Genomic DNA, 17,678 nt, shown 5'->3' with positions numbered 1-17,678 from the left:
AATGATTAAATCTCAAAAAAAATGGCAAGTTTCAAGGCCTAATATAAATGTAGTAGAAATGTTAGAAAAGGAGCTTTCAATTCCGAGAGTTTGTGCAAAGGTATTAGCTTCTAGGGGATTTGAGCGCGTTGAGGATGCAAAATCATTTTTACATGTAACAGCAGACCAATTACATAATCCGTTTTTATTTCCAGGTATGGAGGCGTTGGTTGCTCGTGTGCATCAAGCAATAGATGCAGAAGAACGTATTATGGTTTATGGAGATTATGATGCGGATGGCATTACAAGCACAACTATCATGGTGAAGACGTTAGAGTCACTAGGTGCTGATGTCATCTATAAGATTCCAAATAGATTTATAGATGGCTATGGTCCGAGTGAGCGCTTGTTTCAAGAAGCTTTTGATGAAGGGGTTAAACTAATAATAACTGTTGATAACGGTATTTCTGGTTTAAAGCCTATTGAGTTTGCGAAAGGGTTAGGGATGGACGTTATTGTAACAGATCATCATGAGCCTGGTGAAAATCTCCCAATGGCGGATATTATTATTCATCCGAATTTAAGGGATTCTACCTATCCTTTTCCGCACCTAGCAGGAGTAGGTGTTGCTTTTAAAGTAGCTCATGCATTATTAGAGGAAATTCCAAAGGAGTTCTTTTATCTAGTTGCAATCGGTACAATCGCGGATCTTGTTTCTTTAACAGGGGAGAATCGTTATTTAGTTCAACAAGGTTTAAAACAAATGCAGCAGACAGATTCTGTAGCGATAGAAGCACTAGCAAACATAAGTGGAGTAGAGCTAAGTTCTATTGATGAAGAGACAGTTGGATTTATGTTTGGTCCACGCATTAATGCGGTAGGAAGACTAGGAGAAGCTGCGCCTGGTGTAGATTTGTTCTTAACGGAAAACCCTAACCACGCACTAGCATTGGCTAATATGCTAAATGAAAAAAATAAAGAACGACAAGCAATCGTTAAGCAAATTACAGATGAAGCAATGGAACAACTAGAGCAATTTTCTCCAACGGAAGGACCAAGTGTCATAGTAGTAGGGAAGGTCGGTTGGAATCCAGGAGTGCTTGGTATTGTTGCATCTAAGCTGGTAGAAAAATACTATAGACCAGCTATTGTTTTAGGATTTGATGAAGAAAAAAATATTGCAAAAGGTTCCGCTCGTAGTATTGAAGGATTCCATATGTATAAAGAGCTTGCCAAGAATCAGGATATTGTCCCGCATTTTGGTGGGCATCCTATGGCTGCTGGTATGACATTACCTTTAGAAAATGTGGATGAGTTGCGGGCAAGACTAAATGATCAAGCCAAAACAAGTTTAACAGAGGAACAGCTAATACCGATTGTATCTATAGACGTTCCATTAGAGATGGATGAAATATCTACAGAATCTATTGAATCCCTAAAAAAACTAGCTCCGTTTGGTATGGACTTTGCAAAACCTGTTTACTGCATAGAAAACGTAGAGGTTTCATCCATTCGAAAAATTGGCTCTGCACAAAATCACTTGAAAATGGAATTAAAACAAGATGCCGTCTTATTAGATGCAATTGGATTTGGAAAAGGACAACTAGCAGATGAAATTGCACCAACGACCAAATTGTCATTTATTGGAGATTTGCAAATAAATGAATGGAATGGACGAAAAAAAGCCCAATTGATGATACAGGATGTAAAAACTGATGAATGGCAGCTTTTTGATATTAGAGGAATCCGCCAAGTGAATCGCTGGAAACCACTAATTCCTGTAGAGGATACAGTATATATTGCTTTTAATGAACAAACGATTAAGCATTTTAGTTCTACCATCGACAGCAAGCTCTATTTGGTAAATGAATTACTAGAACAGCCGATTCAAGCTCAATTTGCCGTACTATTGGATTTACCAGAAGATGAGCAAACTTTGGTTAAACTAATGCAATATCTTTCTTTTAAACGAATATACGCACACTTTTATACAAATGAATCTTCTTATTTTGAGGGATTACCTACAAGAGAACAGTTTAAATGGTATTTCTCTCTACTAACAAAAAGAAAATCATTTGCATTGAAACAGCATGTACACGAATTATCCAAACATACAGGTTGGAGCCAAAATACATTTAATTTTATGTCGAAGGTGTTTTTTGAACTAAATTTTGTTAGAATAGACAATGGGATGTTAGTGCTTAATGAAAATCTAGCTAAAAAAGATTTATCCGAGGCACCATCATATAAGAATAGAGAGAAACAGATGGAACTTGAACAGAAGTTATTATATGCCCCGTATATAGAGCTGAAACAATGGTTTGAAGAGCGTAGAGCAGTACAAACCGTTCCTGAGGAGGAGCAAATATGGATTTAAAGCAGTATGTAACAACAGTAGAAGATTGGCCAAAACCAGGTATTAGTTTTAAAGATATTACAACAATTATGGATAATGGAGAAGCATATAAATATGCAACTGACCAAATTGTAGAATATGCAAAAAAAGTGGATGCTGAGCTAATTGTAGGACCAGAAGCACGTGGATTTATCACTGGATGTCCAGTTGCATATGCGCTAGGTATTGGTTTTGCTCCAGTTCGTAAAGAAGGTAAACTACCTCGTGAAGTAGTTCGTGCTGAATACGGCTTAGAATATGGAAAAGATGTTTTAACGATGCACAAAGATGCTGTTAAACCAGGTCAACGTGTATTAATCGTCGATGATCTATTAGCGACAGGTGGTACTATTGATGCTACAATTCGATTAGTAGAAGAAATGGGCGGAGTAGTTGTAGGTTGTGCATTTTTAATAGAACTTACTTATCTAGAAGGACGTAACAAACTAGATAACTATGATATTTGTACATTGATGCAGTATTGATCATTCTGTGGACAATTGTTCTCAGGTAAGAAAGCTTATTTAGGGTGGACTTTACAAGTCCCTCTTTTTTTTTATACAATATAGCTTATATACTATTTTAGAAATATAAAACGAAATCAGGTGGGTTAGCATGGCTAAAGATCAAGTGAAGACGGCAGAAGATGTGTTTGAAACACTCTTTACTTATATGAATGAAGAACATGTGAACTTTGTGAAAAAAGCCTATGAGCTAGCAGAGCACGCGCATAGAGAACAATTCCGTAATTCGGGTGAACCATATATTCTACATCCTATTCAAGTAGCTGGTATTCTTGCTGACCTTCAAATGGATCCAGAAACCGTTGCTGCTGGTTTTTTACATGATGTCGTAGAAGATACAGAATATACCCGTGAAGATATAGTAGAGCAATTTAACGAAGAAGTGGCTTTATTAGTAGAGGGAGTTACTAAACTAGGTAAGATTAAGTACATGTCAAAAGAAGAACAACAAGCAGAAAATCATCGGAAAATGTTTATAGCAATGGCGCAGGACATACGAATTATACTCATTAAACTAGCAGATCGCCTACATAATATGCGCACATTGAAACATCTTCCAGAAGAAAAGCAACGTAGAATCTCCAATGAAACCTTAGAAATATTCGCACCACTTGCTCATCGACTTGGTATTTCTGCAGTGAAATGGGAGCTAGAAGATACTGCATTACGATACCTGAATCCTCAACAATATTATCGAATTGTTAATTTTATGAAGAAAAAACGTACAGAACGTGAATCCTATTTAAATAATGTTATGGAAGATATTCGCAAACAGTTAGTTGAAATGGAAGTTGACGCCGATATATCAGGTCGTCCAAAGCATATTTATAGTATTTATCGTAAAATGGTCGTACAGAATAAACAATTCAACGAAATTTATGATTTACTTGCGATGCGAATTATCGTGGATAGCATAAAAGATTGTTATGCCGTTCTAGGAGTTATTCATACGCTTTGGAAACCAATGCCTGGTCGTTTCAAAGATTATATAGCTATGCCTAAACAAAATTTATATCAATCATTGCATACTACTGTTATAGGTCCAAATGGTGAGCCTTTAGAAGTCCAAATCCGTACTGAAGAAATGCATAATATTGCAGAATTCGGTGTAGCTGCTCACTGGGCTTATAAAGAAGGTAAAAAAGTAGAAGCCGATAAAAAAACGGTTGACTCTCAGTTGAATTGGTTTAGAGAAATCTTAGAATATCAGCATGAATCTTCGAATGCGGAAGAGTTCATGGAGTCGTTAAAGTTTGATTTGTTTTCCGATATGGTATATGTTTTCACACCTAAAGGGGATGTTGTAGAACTTCCTGCTAGCTCAGTTCCAATAGACTTTGCTTACCGAGTGCATTCGGAGGTCGGTAACAAAACAATTGGTGCGAAAGTCAACGGTAAAATGGTTCCACTTGACACAAAACTAAAAACCGGTGATATTATCGAAGTATTGACTTCCAAACAATCATTTGGCCCTAGTAGAGATTGGATTAAAATAGCTCAATCATCCCAAGCGAAAAATAAGATCAAGCAATTCTTTAAGAAACAGTTGCGTGATGAGAATGTTATCAAAGGAAAAGAACAAGTAGAGAAAGAAATTAGATCCCAAGAGTTTGATCTAAAAGAAGTACTTACTCCAGAAAATATAAAACGCGTATGTGATAAATATGCTTTTGCAGGTGAGGAAGACTTATACGCAGCTGTAGGATTTAATGGTATTACCGCACAGCAAGTGGTTAATCGACTAGCTGAAAAAATGCGGAAAATCCGTGATCAGGAAGAAGCATTAGAGAAAATAACAACCGAAATGCAAACTCCTACGGTTAACAAAACAACAGAATCAGGAGTTATCGTTAAGGGAATTGAGAATATGCTCATCCGTTTATCGCGTTGCTGTAGCCCGGTTCCAGGAGATGATATAGTTGGATTTATAACAAAAGGTCGAGGAGTTTCAGTCCATCGTGCTGATTGTCCGAATGTACACAACGATGATACGAATTCCCGGATTATAGAAGTAGAATGGGTAAAACATGATTCTCCAACGAAAAAAGAGTATCAGGTTGACATTGAGGTTTCAGCATATGATCGATCAGGCTTATTGAATGAAGTTTTACAAGTGGTAAATGAATCTAAAACCAATATCGCTGCAGTGAGTGGAAAATCAGAAAATGATATTGCTATCATTCATTTAACTATTCTAATTTCAAATACAGCACACTTAAACAGGATAGCAGATCGAATAAAGCAATTGCCTGATATATATTCTGTTCAACGGATTATCAATTAATAAGTTTTTCTATGTTTTCAGTTAAAAGGAGTTAATTTTATATGAAGGTTTTGTTGCAACGATGCAAAAATGCTAGTGTGACCGTGGATGGACAAGTCACTGGAAAGATAGACAAAGGCTATTTATTATTAGTTGGTATTACTACAACTGATACCGAGAATGAACTAAATTACCTAGTAGAGAAAGTTGCAGGGTTACGCTTATTTGAGGACGCTGAAGGCAAAATGAATCACTCTATCGAAGAAGTTGGTGGGAGTATTTTATCGGTTTCTCAGTTTACTCTGTATGCTGATACGAGAAGAGGTAGAAGACCAAGCTTTACCGATGCAGCCAGACCAGAAATTGCAAAGCCTTTATGGGAACTTTTCAATGAAAAACTACAAGCAAAAGGTCTGCTAGTAGAAACAGGTGTATTTGGTTCTATGATGGACGTTACCTTTACGAACGATGGTCCAGTAACGATTATGTTAGAAGCTTAAAAAAGTTGTATAAATTACTCAAATTTGGAGTAATTTGTACAACTTTTTTTTATATGGAATAATCCTGTAAGTTTCTGCTATATATAGACGTTTTCCATAGGCTTTGAATAAAGTATTTTGGAAAAAGTATCCATTTCACAAGTAAAAGCCATCCGACCGCAAGTAAATATAAAGTTAGAGCAAGTAAACTTTTCATGGCCGCAAGTAAGCCGGGGATAGAAGCAAGTAAACAATAGGCGAGAGCAAGTAAAGATAAAATACAATCCAATGTTAGTAGAAGAAAGTAGATTTTCTTTTACACTAGTGGAAATAAAGAGAAATAGTGAGTATTGGCACTATAAAGAAGTGAATAGCGGACGATATTGCACCTTCGGGGGCTAACTCTAGGAATGAAAAGTAGCTTTTCTCTAGTAATCAAACAGTGTAATAACTTTTTTCAAAAGTTGTAGAAGGGAGACGGACAGACAAATTCAATAAGATTACAGAGAAAAAGAGCAGCTGGTCGTGATTTTAGTCACGACCAACTGCTCTAAAAAACATTTGGTGATTATATAGCGCCAAGTCTGTCCAGAGCAATTCGAAAACATTAATGGTTTTGAACTATAAAGACTGGGCGATTTTTGTACAGTCTTTCATATTATGTTAGAAGATTAGGAACATGGATTTTTAGTTAATTTAATCTAATTGAGCATTAAAGTAATTAATAATACCATTATAAATACCGTGTGTAGCTTGTTCTCGGTAGTTTTGAGTAGTCACATTCCTTTCTTCGGAAGGATTACTTAAATAACCTAATTCTATTAAAATAGCTTTCTGTTTATTTTCTCGGAGTACTAAATAATCCCCTGGTTGAGTTCCTCTATCCTTTAAAGAAATCATATTTCCAAGCCCATTATGGACATACTTAGCCAATTCTTTTTGGTAACCATGCATGTAGTAGGTCGTGAAACCTCTAACTGAACTATTATCAATTGCATCATAATGTAGGCTAATGAACGCATCAGCATCAACCTGGTGCCCAATTGATACTCGTTTGCGAAGATCTACATACTCGTCTGATTCTCTTGTCATAATTACATTGGCACCAGCGGCTTGCAATTTGGATGATAGTAATTCTGAAGTAATTAATGTGATATCTTTTTCATCTGTTCCAAGAGCACCAGTTGTCCCACGGTCATTCCCACCATGCCCAGCATCGATGACAATAGTTAGTCCTTTTAAAGTGCCTTTTTTACGAGCGACATCCTTCTTATCCTGTTTTTCCACCTTAGTTTTATCGCCTGATTGCTCAGTTTCATTTGAAGTGGTGGACGAAGCAGAAACTACCCAACTAGCAACATATGCAGCTTGTCCATCATCTAATATGATTTTATACCAATCTTCTACTTTTTCAGCTATTGGAAATGTAGTGCCAGCATCAGCTCTTGAAACTACATCGCTACTCGTTGTGCTATTAGAACGAAGGTTTGTTCCATTATAGAGAATGGTGATGGTTTCATTTGTTTGGGTAGATGTTATTGATGAAGAACTAGTAGTAAATGTTCCATAGAAGCTGTACAACCATCCCTTTTCTCCGTTTTCTAGTTCTACTTGCACCCAATTATGATCGGAGTCAATAATTGAAAATTGATCACCCTTATTTACTAGTCCAATTTTTTTAGAAGTTAAATCAGCTTTTGAACGAACATTTAGTGCATCGACGGATACTTCAAATATATTTTCAGTAGTATTTGTATTTTTACTTACTGTTTGCTCAGTCAAAGTGATATACGATTCATTGATCCATCCTTTTCGACCTTGGAAATCTATTTCAATCCAATCTCCTTGAGATTTGTAAGCATCTGCAGAATCACCCTCTTGTAATTGGCCAATAACTGCTGAAGAAGTTGTAGGTTCGGTTCGAACGTTTAATTGATTTACTTTTGAAACAATCTGTTTGTTTGTTAACTCAAGAGATTCTGTTGTTGTGTACCAACTAGCTACCCAACCAGTAGAATTCCCAAAATTAACTTGTAGCCAATCTTTTTCTTTGCTAATTACGTCTAGTTTGTCATTTTTTGTAACAGCACCGATAATGTTGTATGTAAGACCGGGACCTGATCGGACTTTTAATGAATTAACATTTACAGTAACTTCATTCCCCTGTGCATCTACCTGCAAGTATGGTATTAGTAAACATACAGACAAAAAAATAATGGTTATTTTATGTATAATTTTAGCGTTCATTGAATCACTCCTATCTCTATTGTAAATAGTCTGATAAAAAAATTCTACCTTTTATTCAAAAGGGTTGACTTATTTGTCTTGCGTCATTAAGATAAAGTATAATCAAAAACTAAAACAAACCGATGACCGAAAAAGTAGCTGTTTAAAACGGATGACAAGAGAAGGAAAGACGTGGCTGAAATCTTTCCTACATACGCACTCAGTGAACAACATTCGAGAGGATTTTTGTCGAAAGGGATTTTTCTCTAGTAGGCAGAAACGGAACTGGTCGTTATCCAGAATTGAGAGGGTCAATATTTTTGACCAACTAGGGTGGAACCGCGGAAGCTTATATAAGCTCTCGTCCCTTGCTATTTATAGCAGGGGATGAGGGCTTTTTTATATGCAATGGAAAGGGGCAATTGCCATGGATATTAAAGTACCTAGAGGAACACAAGACATTTTGCCAACGGAAACTGGTAAATGGCAAGCTGTAGAAGAACTAATAAGAGAACAATGTCGTATGTATCAATACAAAGAGATTAGAACTCCTGTTTTTGAGCATACTGAATTATTTACTAGAAGTGTTGGAGACACTACAGATATAGTTCAAAAAGAAATGTATACATTCCAAGACAGAGGAAATCGTTCTCTCACGTTGCGACCAGAAGGCACTGCATCAGCGGTAAGAGCATTTGTAGAGCATAAAATGTTTGGTTACCCTGATCAACCTGTGAAGCTTTACTATATGGGACCAATGTTCCGATATGAACGTCAACAGGCAGGTCGATACCGTCAATTCGTTCAATTTGGTATTGAAGCAATAGGTAGTGCTGACCCAGCAATCGATGCGGAAGTTATCTCATTAGCAATGTCAGTCTATCAAAATGCAGGACTGAAAAAGCTTAAGCTTGTTATAAATTCGCTTGGAGATAAGGAAAGTCGAGTTTCTCATAAAACAGCTTTAGTTAGTCACTTTGAACCGCATATTGAAGAGTTTTGCTCGGATTGTCAAAATAGATTACAAAAAAATCCACTTCGTATTTTAGATTGCAAGGTAGATCGTAACCATCCGTTAATGGAAACAGCACCTTCCTTAGCAGATTTTTTAAATGAAGAATCAGCTGCTTACTTCGAAAAAGTAAAAGAATATTTAACAATATTAAATATTCCATTTGAGGTAGATCATAATCTAGTCCGTGGATTAGATTATTATAACCACACTGCTTTTGAAATTATGAGTGCTGCAGAAGGCTTTGGAGCAATCACAACGCTAGCAGGTGGAGGGAGATACAACGGGCTGGTAGAAGAGCTTGGTGGGCCAGATGCTCCTGGAATTGGATTTGCAATGAGTATTGAAAGACTATTGTTAGCTATTGAAGCAGAAAACAATGTCTGGTCTGATAAGTCGACATTAGATGTCTATGTAATTGGACTTGGTGAAGCAGCTAAGAAAAAAGCAGTTGAACTTACCTATCAACTTAGACAGGAAAAAATTACAGCAGAGATGGATTATTTAGATCGTAAAATGAAAACTCAAATGAAATCAGCCGATCGCCTAAAAGCAAAATTTGTATTAGTAATTGGCGATGACGAATTAGAAAAAGAAAGTGCTATGTTAAAGGAGTTAGCAACAGGTACTCAAAACTTAGTTCCATTTAGTTCATTAATAGATCAAATAAAGACGAGTTCAACACAGTTGGAGGCAGAGGAAAATGAGTAGAACACACACAAGTGGACAATTAAATGAACAGCAAATCGGTGAATCAATCCAATTAATCGGCTGGGTACAAAAACGTAGAGATTTAGGAGGATTAATATTTGTTGATGTACGTGATCGCACAGGGCTAGTTCAAGTAGTTTTCAACCCTGAAATTTCGGAATCAGCTATTCAAATAGCAGATAAATTACGAAATGAATACATCATAGAGGTAAAAGGTACAGTAGTTGCACGTGCAGCGAACCAAGTGAACAAAAATATATCATCTGGCGCGATTGAAGTACATGCTAGTGAAGCTCGTATTATTAACGAAGCTAAAAACCCGCCTTTTGCGATTGAAAACCAAACGGATGTAGGGGAAGATATTCGTTTAAAATATCGCTACCTAGATTTAAGAAGACCGGTAATGTATGATACATTCAAAATGCGTTCAGATATTACTAAAACAGTAAGACGTTTCTTAGATGATGAAGGATTTTTAGAAGTAGAAACTCCGATATTAACTAAATCTACACCTGAAGGAGCACGCGACTATTTAGTGCCAAGTCGTGTCCATGACGGAGAATTCTATGCACTTCCTCAATCTCCACAGTTGTTCAAGCAACTTTTAATGGTTGGTGGATTTGAAAAATATTATCAAATAGCTCGATGCTTCCGTGATGAAGATTTACGTGCAGACCGTCAACCAGAATTTACTCAAATTGATATGGAAATGAGCTTCCTATCGATGGATGAAATTTTGGAAATGAATGAACGTATGATGAAAAAGGTTATGAAGGACGTTAAAGGCGTAGATGTCAACATTCCTTTCAACCGTATGAATTACGATGAGGCTATGAACCGCTTTGGGTCAGATAAGCCGGATGTTCGTTTCGGATTAGAACTTGTTGATCTTTCGGAAATTGTAAAAGACAGTTCATTTAAAGTTTTTGCTTCGGCTGTAGAATCTGGAGGACAAGTAAAAGCAATTAATGTTAAAGGAGCAGCAGCTAATTATTCTCGTAAGGATATTGATGCACTGGGGGAATTCGCTGGAGTTTATGGTGCTAAAGGACTTGCATGGTTGAAAGTAGATGAAGAAGGTTTAAAAGGACCGATAGCTAAGTTCTTCGAAGGCGAAGCAGCTACAAGCCTTATACAAACATTAGATGCATCAGATGGTGATTTATTATTATTTGTTGCTGACAAATCTTCTGTAGTGGCTGATACTTTAGGTGCATTACGCTTAAAACTTGGTAAAGAACTTGAGTTAATAGATGAATCACGCTTTGAATTCTTATGGGTAGTTAACTGGCCATTATTCGAATACGATGAAAAAGAAGGGCGTTATTACGCTGCTCATCATCCTTTCACAAGACCTTTTGATGAAGACCTTGCGTTAATGGATTCTGATCCAAGTAAAGTACGTGCGCAAGCATATGATTTAGTATTGAATGGTTATGAATTGGGTGGAGGATCTCTACGTATTTATTCTAGAGAAGTTCAAGAAAAAATGTTCGCTATACTTGGCTTTACTGATGAAGAAGCCAAAGCACAATTTGGTTTCCTTATGGAAGCATTTGAATATGGAACGCCTCCACATGGTGGTGTTGCATTCGGATTAGATAGATTAGTAATGCTTCTTTCTGGTAGTACGAATCTTCGTGATACGATTGCATTCCCAAAAACTGCAAGTGCTAGTGATTTATTAACTTCTGCACCTAGCCCAGTAGCAGAAGCTCAGTTAGATGAGTTGAGTTTGAGCTTGAAATTGAAAACGAAAACGAAGTAAATTTAGGAGGATTTGTCATGACAGTTGTCGTGATGAATCCTCTTTTAAAGAAAGTATATAAAATGTCCCGTAAAACTTGGTTCACGGGAATTGAAAGAATGAATAATACTACTGATTTCCGTTTCTGCTGGAGTCGCTACCTTCCATTTCAATCAATATAGAGTGTTGTTCTATACACCGAGATAGGGTAAAGCATATCCCTAAGATAATAAGAGTAATCAAAGTTAATCTAGTGATAAAACCGTCTGCACGATTAGTATTTTTTCTTTACTTATTTTAAGATAAAACATGTATATCTAGGTGGTTTTATATTCAATTATCCCATTATTTAAAGTGGACCTAGTTGATTGGAGCACAGAGTCCTGGACTGAGCGTAAGCAAAAGAAGCGGCTGAAGCTGTGCCCACGGAAAGCGTCCGCTCTTCGCTACAATCAATGTCGTATCCACGTTCTTGTTTTTAGAGGACTGGGAGTCTTTTTGCAAGGTTTTTTAAACTATCCAAATAATACTTAAGACGTTTACATATAATCTCAATAGTACATATTCTTTTATTAAAGAAAGGTAGAAGATACTGATTATTGAGAAGGCGTTATTATTTATTATCATACTAAGATTACTCTCAGGTAGTATCGAGTTATCTGCAGCAATGCTCATGATTAAATTTAATGATTTAGAAAAAGCTTTTTATATTAACTCTTTACTAGCTTTAGTAGGTCCTGTTGTTTTAATAGTCACAACTGGCATAGGTTTAACGGGTTTATCGGAAAAGATATCCTTAACAAGAATGGTTTGTTTATTCTCTGGAATATTACTCATTCTTTATAGTTTAAAATCAAATTGAATAATACAAAATGGACTGGTTAGCATTTAGCTTTCCAGTCCATTTTATTTACACCTTCTGATTTTGTCCCTCAATTTCCTCGACTTTAATAAGTTTCATCGCAAGGAAAAAGAGGACAATTCCAATTACTCCAGCAACGATATAACTAATATTAAGATAATTTTTCATGACTAGCGACATGATTGGTGGACCAGCCGCAACACCGATGAATCTGGCGGAACTATAAAAAGAAGAGATAGTTCCTCGCTCTTCTTTTTTTATATTTTCCGTAATAAGTGCATCTAGTACTGGTAACAAGGCACCAATTGCTATTCCCATCACACTTGTGATAGTTAACAAAAGAATTAGTTTTTCTTTTGTAAAGCCTATAAATACAACACTAATTGACATAGCAATTAAACAAATCATCGTCATTTTTTTCATAGCAGAAACGTTTCCTTTTATATTTCGGCCAGTTATATAAGAGGCAATACAGAGCATAAGTAGTGGAATAGCTAGAACAAAACCTTTTTTAATTCCTTTTATATCATGTGTTTTTTCCAACATTTCAGATAGGAAAAACAAAACACCGAATAATATGAGCATAACAAAAGCACCATTTATAAAAACAGTTAAAAGCCATTTTCCTTCTTTTTTAAATGTCTTTTTTGTATTACTCAAAAAGTCTTTCAATTTTGGAGGTTCATCTTTCTCCTTAGGTACTTTAACAAAGAAGAATATCATCACGATGGAAATTAAACTAAAAATCGAAATTGAAAAGAACGGTAAAAACCATAATACTGCAGCTAAAACAGATCCGAGAATCGGACTTAAAACTTTGCCGAAGGTGTTTGAGGTTTCAATAATGCCAAGACAAGAACTAGTTTTCTCATCATCATCCTTATATAAATCGCCGACAAGTGGCAATACTATTGGCATGGCACCAGCCGCACCTATTCCTTGAAGAATTCTTCCTATAATAATCCAAAAAAAGGGGTCGTCTATTTTCCAAGAAGCAAAACCAGCAATAATACCTCCGATGAGTGCCAGTATCAAACTTGGTAAAATGACAATTTTTCTTCCGAAACGATCAGAAAGGTAACCAGCTACTGGTATTAGAAAAATGGCTGCGATTGAATAACTGGTAATAATCATACTTGACTGGAACGAACTGATTCCTACCTTTTTTTCTAAAATAGGTAAAATTGGAATCAGCATGGAGTTACCAAGTGTCATGACCAGTGGGATAGAGGCCATACTAATAACGCACCATATACTTACATTGTCATTCTGATTATTATTTTTCATAATCTGCACACCTCAACTAATGTCTTTAAGGTATGTTCTCCCTGGTACCTTACAATATACGTTTCAATAAATTACTAAAAAAGTGCATTAAAAGCTTGGATGCCAAAATAGATACCAAAACCAATCATACATAAGGAAGAAATAAAAGAAATAGCTTTTAAAAGAGGGGTGGACAGTAAATTTCTTGAACTACTCGATAAGAAGGCCATTATAAAATCTACAAGCCCAATACCAACTAATATTGCTAGACTAATGATTATGGTTTCAATACCAGATATTTCACTACCACCACTTACCAAAATAGAACCATAAATACCTAACCAAAATAGAATTGTTAAAGGATTCAAAAAAGCCATTAACGAGCCAGCTAACATTGAGTGCCGAAATCGAACAATTTTTCGGAATTTAGGATCAATAGAAATATTATTTAAAGTCAATAAATTTTCAATCCCTGTATACATGAGCACAAAAAATCCGAAGCACCATAAAAATATTCGCATATATGGAGAATCGATAAATTGACCCACTCCAAAGTAAACCATCAGCATATATATTATGTCTGTTACTATAGCCCCGAGCCCGAAAAACCACGCATGGAAAAACCCATTTTTTATACCGGTATTTAGAAGTGTTGCTTTAACAGGTCCAATTGGCGCTGCTAAGGAAATACCTAACAAGAAATATGTACTTAAAGAATTCATTCATGTCCCCCATTTTTGTTATATGATGCATCATATTCATGAAGGACTAACCATACAACTTAAGAGGCTAAATATTATAAAGGAATGGTTAAACTGGAATAATTCTATGTACCTATTATTCAGAATAGTTAGTAAAGTTGGTATTAAAATGATTGAAGTTTCATGATTCATATGCTATTATACAAATAACACGAATCCTGATGTGTTCGCAATTTGCCAATCAGTTTTGACCGAACAATTATATCGTTGGGAGTCTAACTTTTATTATAAATGACATGCCTTTAATCGGGACGCCAGGATTAATAAAGAGGACACCCACCTGCTTCTTGCGGGTTCAAAACGATACGCTTTATTTGTCGGCACGATTGGGATTCGTATCATTTGTTAAATATCCTCTGGCGAATTTGCTAGAGGTTTTTTCTTGGGATTTTATCAACTAATCTGATTTAAATGGAGTGTTTTTATGTTACATCAATTTTCTAGAAATGAACTTGCAATAGGTGAAGAAGGAATAGAACTATTGAAAGGTACTACTGTTGCTATATTGGGTGTAGGTGGAGTCGGATCTTTCGCAGCTGAAGCTTGTGCAAGAAGTGGTGTTGGTCGAATTATTTTAGTAGATAAAGATAATGTAGACATTACTAATATAAACCGTCAGTTAGTAGCTTATATATCAACGATTGGACGTTCAAAATCAGAAGTGATGAAAGAACGAATTGCCGACATTAATCCTGAATGTGAAGTAATAGATATGCATATGTTTTATACGGAAGAAACATATGAGCAATTTTTTGCGATGAATATAGATTATGTTATCGATGCATCTGATACAATCATTTATAAAATTCATTTAATGAAAGAATGCTTAAAACGTAATATAAAAATTATTTCAAGTATGGGTGCTGCAAATAAAACAGATCCAACTCGTTTTAAGATTGTTGATATATCTAAAACACATACGGATCCGATTGCAAAAGTTATACGTACAAAGCTACGCAAGGAAGACCGCATTACCAAAGGAATTCCAGTTGTATTTTCAGACGAGAGCCCAATTGTAGTTAGAGAGGACGTAGTTGGAACGGTTGGTAAACCAGAAGCAGCTATTAGAAAAGCTAAAATGCCACCTTCTTCAAACGCATTTGTTCCCTCAACAGTTGGTTTAATATGTGCTAGCTGGGTTATAAACGACATCTCGAAGGATATTCATATTAATCGAGTACAGTAATTACTTGAAGTTTTTTCCTGATGATTTATACTAAATTTATAAGCGAGGAGGGGATTACAATGACTGAAACAAATAACCAAGAAGCACCTAAAAAGAAAATGACACTTCAAGAAGCTGTTAAGCAAAAGCTTGAAGAGAAAAAGAATCAATCTGCAGGTGGTAAAACTTCCCTTAACGGTTCTACTGGAAATCAGAAAATGAAAAGCCAACAGACTAAAAAAGTGAGTAACACAAGACGTAAGATGGGTGTTTAAACCATAAAAAATCCAGTCCCTTTTCAAGGGTGCTGGATTTTTTTAATAGACAGAAAGTATATTAAAATGTACCGTGAACACGTGGTTCATGGGACTTTTAAGAATGAATAATAGTACTTATTTCCGTTACATGTGGAAGGCTTTCCGCGGGCGAGACCGAGCCTCCTCAGTCAGGCGCTACTCTTCTTTCCTACGGGGTCTCGACTTTCTCGCTAATCCGGCTGGAGTCGCCACATTTCACTACAATCAATTAAGTGAGTAGTACTGCATGATAAAATTTAGAATAGCCTCTCGCCTAGATGATAAGAGTAGTCCCAGTTAGTGTAGGGATAGAATCGTCTTTTTATTTAGAGATATTATTCTGGATGGAAGGAAGAAAAAAGTAGATTTTCTATGATCTGATTCCTTATCAGCGTTACCTATTTTAGAATAAAACACTTATACTTAGGCGGTTTTAAATTAAATTATCCGCTATATAAAGTGGATCTAATTGATTGGAGCGCAGAGCGGCGACTCCGGTGGGAACAGCGCGAGCTGAAGACCCTGGACTGAGCGTAGCGAAAATCTTTTTTGCGACGAGCTTGCGCAGGAGCAAGGGAAGCGGCTGAAGCCGTGCCCACGGAAAGCGTCCACTCGGAGCGGAAATCAACGGCATATCTACAATTTTTTTAGAGGACCGGGCTTTTTTTTACCTGGTTTTTCTTATTACTTTTCTTTTTTAAAATTCTCTAATCGCGTGTAGATAGCTGCCAATCTTTTTTCTTCGCCAGCTTCAATCGGTTTATAGAAAATAGAACCCACAAGATTATCTGGCAAGTAGGTTTGATTGACCCAGCCACCAAATGTGCCGATTTTATAGTCATGTGGATATATATAACCACCATGACCTAAATCAGCTGCTCCTGCATAATGCGTGTCCTTTAAATGACTTGGAATATCACCAGTTTTCCCCTGGTGTATACTTGCAATTGCAGCATCTAAAGCGGAGTATGCAGAATTGGACTTCTCCGATAAACACATAAGGACTACAGCGTTGGCTAAAGGTATTCGTGCTTCCGGTAATCCTAATCGTTCTGCGGATTGAATAGCTGCTAGTACTTGTGGACCAACAGATGGGTTAGCTAACCCTATATCCTCATAACTCATTACCAGTAACCTTCTAGAAACAGCTACCAAGTCGCCGTTTTCCAAAAGGTGCGCCAAATAATATAGTGCCGCATCTGTATCACTGCCACGGACTGATTTCTGTAATGCTGAAAGTAAGTTGTAAAAGTGAGATCCTTTTTTATCCCCAAAAACCCCGACCCTATCAACGAGACTTTTTAAGATTGAATCCTCTACAATAGTGATCCCGTTTTCTTCAAAACTTGCAAAAATAGTAGACTCTAATAGGGTTAGAGCTTTTCGTGCATCCCCATTAGCTGCATCTGCTATTAATTTTCTTTGATCCTCGCTAATTTGAATTTTCATCTGACCAAGACCTTTTATTTCATCTTCTAACGCTCTTATTAAAAGTAAATCTATGTCATCAGTCGTTAGTCTTTTAAGTTGTTTGATTTCACCACAACGTGATCTTATTGCTGGGTTTACATCATGATAGGGATTTTCAGTTGTTGCTCCGATTAATATAATCGATCCATTTTCTACATGGGGGAGCAATGTATCCTGCTGTAACTTGTTGAAACGATGAATCTCATCTAGAAATAGAATGACTTTCCCGCTGATACGTGCATCGGCTACTACATCTTCCACATCTTTCTTCCCAGCTTTAGTGGCATTCAATGCAACAAAGGGTAGCTTTGTGGTACCCGCTATGGCAAATGCAAGAGAGGTTTTGCCAACTCCTGGATCGCCATATAATAGCATTGATGGTACATGTCCGTTTTTTATCATTTTATACAATGCGGTGTTTTCTCCGATAACATGCTGTTGTCCAGCTAGTTCATCTATAGTTTGAGGTCTCATCCGATATGCTAAAGGTTCATTTTGCAAAATGATCACTCCTTATTTCGT

Annotated in this window: 14 protein-coding genes, 1 other RNA gene and 1 other annotated feature; of the genes, 11 read left to right on the top strand and 4 right to left on the bottom strand. The window is 36.4% G+C overall.

Annotated elements, in window-relative coordinates:
• Position 1 precedes the first annotated feature (1 nt).
• From recJ to dtd, 4 genes are all read left to right on the top strand, one after another.
• Positions 2 to 2,356 carry a single-stranded-DNA-specific exonuclease RecJ gene (gene recJ / locus MKY29_RS13295; protein ID WP_340880048.1) on the top strand — a complete coding sequence of 785 codons (2,355 nt, stop codon included), beginning with the start codon at positions 2 to 4 and terminating at the stop codon, positions 2,354 to 2,356.
• Positions 2,347 to 2,859, top strand: coding sequence for an adenine phosphoribosyltransferase (locus MKY29_RS13290; RefSeq protein WP_090563954.1), 513 nt, complete (start codon positions 2,347 to 2,349; stop codon positions 2,857 to 2,859). Before recJ ends, MKY29_RS13290 begins: the two co-directional genes overlap by 10 nt.
• A 130-nt stretch (positions 2,860 to 2,989) precedes the next feature.
• Positions 2,990 to 5,182 carry a RelA/SpoT family protein gene (locus tag MKY29_RS13285; protein ID WP_093496158.1) on the top strand — a complete coding sequence of 731 codons (2,193 nt, stop codon included), beginning with the start codon at positions 2,990 to 2,992 and terminating at the stop codon, positions 5,180 to 5,182.
• Between the two features lie 41 nt (positions 5,183 to 5,223).
• Complete coding sequence (dtd, locus tag MKY29_RS13280) at positions 5,224 to 5,661, top strand: D-aminoacyl-tRNA deacylase (RefSeq protein WP_340880047.1); 438 nt, start codon at positions 5,224 to 5,226, stop codon at positions 5,659 to 5,661.
• Between the two features lie 675 nt (positions 5,662 to 6,336).
• Here the strand turns inward: dtd and MKY29_RS13275 are convergent.
• Positions 6,337 to 7,887: an SH3 domain-containing protein gene (locus tag MKY29_RS13275; protein WP_340880046.1), complete on the bottom strand. Its 1,551-nt coding sequence runs from the start codon at positions 7,885 to 7,887 to the stop codon at positions 6,337 to 6,339.
• Between the two features lie 113 nt (positions 7,888 to 8,000).
• Positions 8,001 to 8,238, top strand: a binding site (T-box leader).
• A 55-nt stretch (positions 8,239 to 8,293) separates the two neighbouring features.
• Between MKY29_RS13275 and hisS the strand changes: the two genes are divergently transcribed.
• The 4 genes from hisS (at position 8,294) to MKY29_RS13255 (ending at position 12,198) form a co-directional block, all read left to right on the top strand.
• Positions 8,294 to 9,589, top strand: coding sequence for a histidine--tRNA ligase (hisS, locus tag MKY29_RS13270; protein WP_241597150.1), 1,296 nt, complete (start codon positions 8,294 to 8,296; stop codon positions 9,587 to 9,589).
• A complete protein-coding gene (aspS, locus tag MKY29_RS13265; RefSeq protein ID WP_241596600.1) occupies positions 9,582 to 11,357 on the top strand; it encodes an aspartate--tRNA ligase in 1,776 nt (591 codons plus the stop codon). The genes hisS and aspS overlap by 8 nt, the downstream gene beginning before the upstream one ends.
• A 17-nt stretch (positions 11,358 to 11,374) precedes the next feature.
• Positions 11,375 to 11,518 carry a hypothetical protein gene (locus MKY29_RS13260; protein WP_241596597.1) on the top strand — a complete coding sequence of 48 codons (144 nt, stop codon included), beginning with the start codon at positions 11,375 to 11,377 and terminating at the stop codon, positions 11,516 to 11,518.
• Positions 11,519 to 11,925: 407 nt separating this feature from the next.
• Positions 11,926 to 12,198: a YqhV family protein gene (locus tag MKY29_RS13255; RefSeq protein ID WP_340880866.1), complete on the top strand. Its 273-nt coding sequence runs from the start codon at positions 11,926 to 11,928 to the stop codon at positions 12,196 to 12,198.
• Positions 12,199 to 12,246: 48 nt separating this feature from the next.
• On the opposite strand, the gene MKY29_RS13250 is transcribed toward MKY29_RS13255, so the two are convergent.
• Positions 12,247 to 13,485: an MFS transporter gene (locus MKY29_RS13250; RefSeq protein WP_241596594.1), complete on the bottom strand. Its 1,239-nt coding sequence runs from the start codon at positions 13,483 to 13,485 to the stop codon at positions 12,247 to 12,249.
• A 74-nt stretch (positions 13,486 to 13,559) separates the two neighbouring features.
• Positions 13,560 to 14,186: a LysE family transporter gene (locus MKY29_RS13245; RefSeq protein ID WP_093496152.1), complete on the bottom strand. Its 627-nt coding sequence runs from the start codon at positions 14,184 to 14,186 to the stop codon at positions 13,560 to 13,562.
• A 191-nt stretch (positions 14,187 to 14,377) separates the two neighbouring features.
• On the opposite strand from MKY29_RS13245, the gene ssrS reads away from it, so the two are divergent.
• The 3 genes from ssrS to MKY29_RS13230 all read left to right on the top strand — a co-directional run bounded on the left by ssrS (position 14,378) and on the right by MKY29_RS13230 (position 15,665).
• A non-coding RNA gene (gene ssrS / locus MKY29_RS13240) (6S RNA) lies at positions 14,378 to 14,562 on the top strand.
• Between the two features lie 87 nt (positions 14,563 to 14,649).
• Positions 14,650 to 15,411 (top strand): tRNA threonylcarbamoyladenosine dehydratase, encoded by a 762-nt coding sequence (locus MKY29_RS13235; RefSeq protein ID WP_090563936.1) that lies wholly within the window; start codon positions 14,650 to 14,652, stop codon positions 15,409 to 15,411.
• A gap of 59 nt (positions 15,412 to 15,470) precedes the next feature.
• Complete coding sequence (locus tag MKY29_RS13230) at positions 15,471 to 15,665, top strand: hypothetical protein (RefSeq protein WP_090563934.1); 195 nt, start codon at positions 15,471 to 15,473, stop codon at positions 15,663 to 15,665.
• A 705-nt stretch (positions 15,666 to 16,370) separates the two neighbouring features.
• Here the strand turns inward: MKY29_RS13230 and MKY29_RS13225 are convergent.
• Entirely contained in the window at positions 16,371 to 17,657 is a 1,287-nt protein-coding gene (locus MKY29_RS13225; protein ID WP_241596592.1) for a replication-associated recombination protein A, read from the bottom strand.
• Between the last annotated feature and the right edge of the window lie 21 nt (positions 17,658 to 17,678).

The sequence above is a fragment of the Psychrobacillus sp. FSL K6-2365 genome, assembly GCF_038003165.1.
In the GTDB taxonomy this organism is placed as follows: domain Bacteria; phylum Bacillota; class Bacilli; order Bacillales_A; family Planococcaceae; genus Psychrobacillus; species Psychrobacillus psychrodurans.
The sequence above is the reverse complement of the archived record's forward strand: the minus strand, read 5'-3'. Positions and strand labels throughout refer to the sequence as shown.

Coding starts and splice junctions, on each gene's coding strand:
- MKY29_RS13245 (WP_093496152.1), bottom strand. CDS start 14,186: ATGAATTCTTTAAGTACATATTTCTTGTTAGGTATTTCCTTAGCAGCG.
- MKY29_RS13290 (WP_090563954.1), top strand. CDS start 2,347: ATGGATTTAAAGCAGTATGTAACAACAGTAGAAGATTGGCCAAAACCA.
- recJ (WP_340880048.1), top strand. CDS start 2: ATGATTAAATCTCAAAAAAAATGGCAAGTTTCAAGGCCTAATATAAAT.
- MKY29_RS13250 (WP_241596594.1), bottom strand. CDS start 13,485: ATGAAAAATAATAATCAGAATGACAATGTAAGTATATGGTGCGTTATT.
- MKY29_RS13235 (WP_090563936.1), top strand. CDS start 14,650: ATGTTACATCAATTTTCTAGAAATGAACTTGCAATAGGTGAAGAAGGA.
- dtd (WP_340880047.1), top strand. CDS start 5,224: ATGAAGGTTTTGTTGCAACGATGCAAAAATGCTAGTGTGACCGTGGAT.
- MKY29_RS13260 (WP_241596597.1), top strand. CDS start 11,375: ATGACAGTTGTCGTGATGAATCCTCTTTTAAAGAAAGTATATAAAATG.
- MKY29_RS13230 (WP_090563934.1), top strand. CDS start 15,471: ATGACTGAAACAAATAACCAAGAAGCACCTAAAAAGAAAATGACACTT.
- MKY29_RS13275 (WP_340880046.1), bottom strand. CDS start 7,887: ATGAACGCTAAAATTATACATAAAATAACCATTATTTTTTTGTCTGTA.
- MKY29_RS13285 (WP_093496158.1), top strand. CDS start 2,990: ATGGCTAAAGATCAAGTGAAGACGGCAGAAGATGTGTTTGAAACACTC.
- aspS (WP_241596600.1), top strand. CDS start 9,582: ATGAGTAGAACACACACAAGTGGACAATTAAATGAACAGCAAATCGGT.
- hisS (WP_241597150.1), top strand. CDS start 8,294: ATGGATATTAAAGTACCTAGAGGAACACAAGACATTTTGCCAACGGAA.